Annotated in this window: 4 protein-coding genes, 2 tRNA genes and 1 pseudogene; 6 read left to right on the top strand and 1 reads right to left on the bottom strand. The window is 36.6% G+C overall.

All coding sequences use genetic code 11. From position 1 onward, the window contains the following. Together OZD62_RS01765 and OZD62_RS01770 are read left to right on the top strand one after the other, a co-directional pair. Positions 1–552, top strand: a pseudogene (locus OZD62_RS01765) (hypothetical protein); the annotation flags it as partial. A gap of 261 nt (positions 553–813) precedes the next feature. Then, a complete protein-coding gene (locus OZD62_RS01770; protein WP_223823107.1) occupies positions 814–1,017 on the top strand; it encodes a hypothetical protein in 204 nt (67 codons plus the stop codon). A gap of 420 nt (positions 1,018–1,437) precedes the next feature. Here OZD62_RS01770 and OZD62_RS01775 read toward each other — a convergent pair whose 3' ends face one another. Next, positions 1,438–1,932, bottom strand: coding sequence for a hypothetical protein (locus OZD62_RS01775; RefSeq protein WP_010962761.1), 495 nt, complete (start codon positions 1,930–1,932; stop codon positions 1,438–1,440). 205 nt (positions 1,933–2,137) lie between these two features. Here OZD62_RS01775 and carA point away from each other — a divergent pair, with 205 nt between their 5' ends. The 4 genes from carA to tuf all read left to right on the top strand — a co-directional run bounded on the left by carA (position 2,138) and on the right by tuf (position 4,860). Then, positions 2,138–3,337: a glutamine-hydrolyzing carbamoyl-phosphate synthase small subunit gene (gene carA, locus OZD62_RS01780; RefSeq protein WP_010962760.1), complete on the top strand. Its 1,200-nt coding sequence runs from the start codon at positions 2,138–2,140 to the stop codon at positions 3,335–3,337. A gap of 114 nt (positions 3,338–3,451) precedes the next feature. Further along, positions 3,452–3,534: transfer RNA gene (locus tag OZD62_RS01785), tRNA-Tyr, on the top strand. Positions 3,535–3,538: 4 nt separating this feature from the next. Continuing rightward, positions 3,539–3,609, top strand: a tRNA-Gly gene (locus tag OZD62_RS01790). A 78-nt stretch (positions 3,610–3,687) separates the two neighbouring features. Continuing rightward, the gene (tuf, locus tag OZD62_RS01795) at positions 3,688–4,860 is read left to right on the top strand and encodes an elongation factor Tu (protein WP_275019309.1); all 1,173 of its coding nucleotides are present in this window, start codon (positions 3,688–3,690) and stop codon (positions 4,858–4,860) included. Position 4,861 lies beyond the last annotated feature (1 nt).

The raw sequence follows: 4,861 nt of genomic DNA on the forward strand, positions 1-4,861 counted from the left end.
TATGGAAAAGAACTTCAAGATAGACTTCAGTCTTTTAAAGATAGGGCAGAAGAAGTGTTATCAGATTTTGAAAAATTGAATTTCAATTTTAAGGATAATAAATGTCAAGATTCTTCTGATTCTATAAATTATAATAACGGCCGGCCAGCGGATCCATTTGACAAAATAGCAAACTATTATCGACGGGAGAAGGAGAGCATTTTCCTTTTTAACTATGTGGTATTAAGTAAGCAAAGAGAAATAATGGATATATTGGATAAGAAGCTTACTTCTAAAGATCAGGAGGAGTTAAAAGAAAATTTTAAAAAGAGGTTGGGTAGATATCTTCTTCGAATTGACGAAGGAATGAATGATGCAAAAGAATTTCTAAACAAAGATGATCTAATTGGTTTCTTTGATGGATGTTATTGGCCAGACAAAAAGGCAGGACATCTTGTTAATCATTATGATAATCTTAGTATCAACATTACTAAACCTGGACAGAGTTTAGAAACTAGTCGTCTTTTTAGCGAAAAGATTAAAAGGATGGAAACAATTAAAAATGAGGTATAAAGAGTAAAAATATACAGTAATGATAAAAGAATAGTAACAATTGAGAAGAATGAGAAACAACAGAGGAACTACTCCTTTACAAAATTTGCAATATGTGACATCGAAATTAGTTGGGATGCAAAAGATGAATCTGGAAAAGACCTTAACTGTACTGTTGTTCTAAATATAAATTTAGGTCAAGTTAGTATTAAAAAATCAACTATTGACGGTAAAGATGTTGAACCAAAGAAAATTTTAGAGTTAGCTAAGCAAAACGAGGCTGTGCTTATAAAAGGTAAAGCTTTACATGAAGTTTTAGCAGCACATTTCATTAAGCAAACACCATGTGAGGAAAAGAAGGATATGCAATCGCACGAGAATATCGTTGTACCTGGTTCCGGTGCACCTCGCTCTATTAATGAAGAAATAACTGTAGAGCATCCGTTCGGGAAAGCGGCAAATAAAGATAATCATAGAGAAATGTGAGTTTACAACAAATGGTGCCATGAAAGTAGCTGATACATAACTGTACGAACGTTTGTTTGCGAAGAAATGTTATAGCAGGTTTTGCCTCAAACACAAAGGTGTCATTCCAGTGCTTGACACTGGAATCCAGCCCTTTTACGCAGTCCCATTAAAAACGTTGTATTTTAACGTAGGATTAGCTACTTTTATACTCACCAATTTAATCTCTAATCAAAATCCCTGGATCCCAGTGTCTGGGCACTGGGATGACATCCTCCCTAGTGGATTCAAATCACAATATTCGTATAGTAAGCACTGACCACTTTTGCTTCAATATTTGCGATGCCCCTGAACAGATACAATTATTCTATTATCAGGAGGATGCCATTAATCGCTTTATATAATGCTACTTGTAACACTTATGCCCTGAACGGAGACAGTTTAGGCTGTTATGCCTGGCGGCTTTGTTGGAATAAGTTTTTCAACACTGCTAACAATAAAATTGATTGTATCGTCAGCTACCTTATCGAATTTATCATTTATCTCTTTTCCTATTTCTTGATTTTTAACATATTCGTGTAGAGCTAAAGCAGTTATAGCTGCACATGCTGCAATTAAGCCAGTTTGTGCTATAATGAATAGTGATAATCCTCCTACGAATATAGATGTTAATCCAATAGCCAGGTTTATAATTTTACTTTGTGTTGTTTGTTGCGTCGCTTGGCTTTGATCTGCCTGTTTATCCTCTAAAGCATTCGATATTGTTTTTAAGGCAACTTTTATCGCTATTGCTGCAACTGAAACCATAATTAGCCCTATAGCTATTTTTGCTAAAAGAAGAATCGACGGTAGCATCATTACAAATAATAGCGCGCCAATTCCTCCAGCTAACCACTTCTCATTTATTTTTTTTGATTGATTTGTACCAGTGTTCATTATTACCCTCCACTTTACTTATGATTTACCTATATCTAATACGAAATATGAAGGTAGTCAACTATATATTTTATATGAAAGATTGTATTAAAAGTTTTTCATGTTATTTTTTGCTGCTTCGTGGTTAAATTTGGAATTTTAGAAAGAGTTACGTATTATTTGAAATTCTTGTATACTGTTTTGAATCAGTTAAATAGATAATGAAGTGCAGGACGCAGTTTTAATTTTACAAGATGGCAAGTGCTTTTGGGGAAAATCAGTAGGTAAAAAAGGCAAGTGCATAGGCGAGGTTTGTTTTACCACTGGTATGACCGGTTATCAGCATACTATAACTGATCCTTCTTTTGCCGATCAAATTATAACGTTCACTTTTCCTCATATTGGTAACATTGGAATAAATCATAAAGATAATGAAGGAAAGAAAATTTTTGCAAGTGGTGTGGTTATGCGTGAACTTTCTTCTATGTCCCACCCTTCTTCATATATCAGTTTAAATGATTGGTTAGAGAAAAATAACGTGATTGGGATATCAGGAGTTGATACTAGAGCTTTAACAAGACATTTGAGAGAACATGGATCTCAAAATGGAATGATATGCTCATCGAGTAAGGCGCATGCATTAGACAAATTGAAGGAATACAAACCTGTAAATGGGATAGAAATAACTAATAAGGTTAGTTTAAATAACAGTTTTGAAAATAATAGACTAGCGGAGCACTTTGTCATCCAAGTAGCTGACTACTCGGATCCAGCAAAAAATATATGGATTCCAGTGTCACGCACTGGAATGACATCAGATAGAGCTATTGACCTTAATGCAAAATATAGGATTGTAATCGTTGATTTTGGCGTAAAAATCAGTATAGTTTCACGCTTAATAGAACTTGGTTGTACAGTTGAATTAATCAGACCAAGCACAGGTTTTGCTCAAAAAGTGTTGAGTATGAATCCAGATGGTATAGTGCTTTCAAATGGTCCTGGTGATCCGCAAGAAATAGGAGAAAGTGTAGTTTCAGAAATAGACATTATTATAAAATCTAAAATACCAATTTTTGGCATATGCATGGGCCATCAATTACTTGCGATTACTTTGGGGGCAAAGACCATCAAGATGGATATAGGTCACCGAGGGAGTAACCATCCAGTTTATGATGTAATTAGTGGAAAAGTTGAGATCACTAGCCAAAATCATGGTTTTGTTGTTGATTCAGCTTCTCTTCCAAGTAATGTTGAAATTACTCACATTTCTCTATTTGATAATAGTGTAGAGGGAATAATGATGAAAGATTACCTAGTCTTTTCTGTGCAATATCATCCAGAAGAAGCGCCAGGTACGCATGATTCGCATTATTTGTTTAGGCGTTTTATTGGCAATATTGTGTTATATAAAATGAAATCTGCATGATTTTAATCAGGGTAGGTTTTATTGCTTGATTTTTTAATTTTAGGCGTTTAGTATTAAATACAATAAGAGCTTAAGTTAAGATGCTAAAATAGTATTCTCTTAACAAATTTTTGCGGAGGAGTGACCGAGTGGTTAAAGGTAACAGACTGTAAATCTGTCCGCGTGAGCGTACGTAGGTTCGAATCCTACCTCCTCCATTGTGCGGGTATAGCTCAATGGTAGAGCTCTAGCCTTCCAAGCTAGTGACGTGGGTTCGATTCCCACTATCCGCTCTTTTTTTTGTTGTATTTTTATAAAATCAACATATTATTTATTGATGTATTTGTATTTTAGGTAGAAAAGTTTAAATTATGACAGCAATAGTGGAAGCATTTGGAAAGCCGCATGTAAATGTGGGAACAATAGGACATGTGGATCATGGGAAGACGACGTTAACAGCGGCGATAACGAAGCATTATGGAAATTTTGTAGCGTACGATCAGATAGACAAAGCGCCAGAAGAAAGGAAGAGGGGGATAACGATAGCAACAGCGCATGTTGAGTATCAGACAGAGAAAAGGCATTATGGACACGTTGATTGTCCTGGACACGCTGACTATGTAAAGAACATGATAGTAGGTGCAGCACAGATGGATGCGGCGATATTGGTAGTGTCGGGGGTTGATGGGCCAATGCCACAAACGAGAGAGCATATATTGCTGGCGAAGCAGGTAGGTGTTGGATATATCGTAGTGTATATAAATAAAGCTGATGTTGCTGATGCTGATATGATAGATTTAGTAGAAATGGAAGTGAGGGAATTACTGAGTAAATACGGATTTCCAGGGGATGAAGTGCCTGTGGTGGTTGGTTCAGCGCTCAAGGCGCTGGAGGATGACAGCAGCGAATATGGAAAGAAATCAATAGATAAATTGATGGAAAAGTTAGATGAATATGTAGCGGTTCCACCAAGGCCTGTGGATTTACCATTTTTATTGCCAATCGAAGATGTATTTTCGATATCGGGGCGAGGAACAGTGGTAACAGGAAGAATAGAGAAGGGAGAGATAAAGACGGGAGAAGAGATAGAGATAATAGGTCTGAAAGCGACGCAAAAGACGATATGCACAGGTGTTGAGATGTTTAAGAAGTTGCTGGATAAGGGAAGTGCAGGACTCAATGTAGGAATATTGTTAAGAGGAACAAAAAGAGAAGAAGTGGAGAGAGGGCAAGTATTAGCGAAACCGGGGACGATAACACCGCATAGAAAGTTTAAGGCGGAGGTTTATATATTAAAGAAAGAGGAAGGAGGAAGGCATACACCATTTTTTGCGAATTACCAGCCACAGTTTTATTTAAGGACAACGGATGTAACTGGGAGCATAAAATTGCTAGATGGGAAGGAGATGGTAATGCCAGGAGATAATGTGAGTGTAGAAGTAGAATTGCAAGTACCGATAGCAATGGATGAGGGATTGCGTTTTGCGATAAGAGAAGGCGGTAGAACTGTTGGTTCTGGTGTTGTTTCTGAAATTTTGGAGTGAG

Origin of the sequence: Wolbachia endosymbiont of Drosophila seguyi (assembly GCF_028981765.1) — a bacterium.
In the GTDB taxonomy this organism is placed as follows: Bacteria; Pseudomonadota; Alphaproteobacteria; order Rickettsiales; family Anaplasmataceae; genus Wolbachia; species Wolbachia pipientis.